Source organism: Pseudoalteromonas sp. APC 3893 (assembly GCF_030408095.1).
Lineage (GTDB): Bacteria > Pseudomonadota > Gammaproteobacteria > Enterobacterales > Alteromonadaceae > Pseudoalteromonas.
This window is the reverse complement of record NZ_JASDCD010000088.1, coordinates 1-606: the sequence shown is the minus strand read 5'-3', so window position 1 is coordinate 606 and position 606 is coordinate 1. Positions and strand designations below refer to the sequence as shown.

The window sequence follows — 606 nt, the reverse complement described above, 5'->3', positions numbered from 1 at the left end:
TCCGGAATCTCGGTTGATTTCTTTTCCTACGGGTACTTAGATGTTTCAGTTCTCCGCGTTCGCCTCGTTAACCTATGTATTCAGTTAACGATACCTGCAAGCAGGTGGGTTTCCCCATTCGGAAATCCTAGTCTCAAGTGCTTTTTACTAGCTTGACTAGGCTTATCGCAAGTTAATACGTCCTTCATCGCCTCCAACTGCCAAGGCATCCACCGTGTACGCTTAGTCACTTAACCATACAACCCAAACGGGTCTTTGTTAGTGACAGTTTAACTTCGCCAGAAGTTAATATTGAATACTAAAGTAGATACCAATCAATCAACTCAAAGAGTGATTAAATGGCACTGAATGATACTGCTATCATTCTTTTTTACTTTTGAAAACTCTTGATAAATACGAATATTTATCAGAATTTTATTATCAGCTTTTCCAAATTTTTAAAGAGCATATTAATTAGTAAACTCAATGAGCAAACTAACTAACAATCATCTGTGTGGACACTACGAACAAATAAGTTCTAAATCGTATAAGGAGGTGATCCAGCCCCAGGTTCCCCTAGGGCTACCTTGTTACGACTTCACCCCAGTCATGAATCACTCCGTGGTA

General features: G+C 39.4%; 2 rRNA genes. Both read right to left on the bottom strand.

Going from position 1 to position 606, the window contains the following annotated elements:
- Window positions 1-236, bottom strand: a 23S ribosomal RNA gene (locus tag QMA12_RS22140); the annotation flags it as partial.
- Between the two features lie 291 nt (window positions 237-527).
- Window positions 528-606: ribosomal RNA gene (locus QMA12_RS22135) — 16S ribosomal RNA — on the bottom strand; the annotation flags it as partial.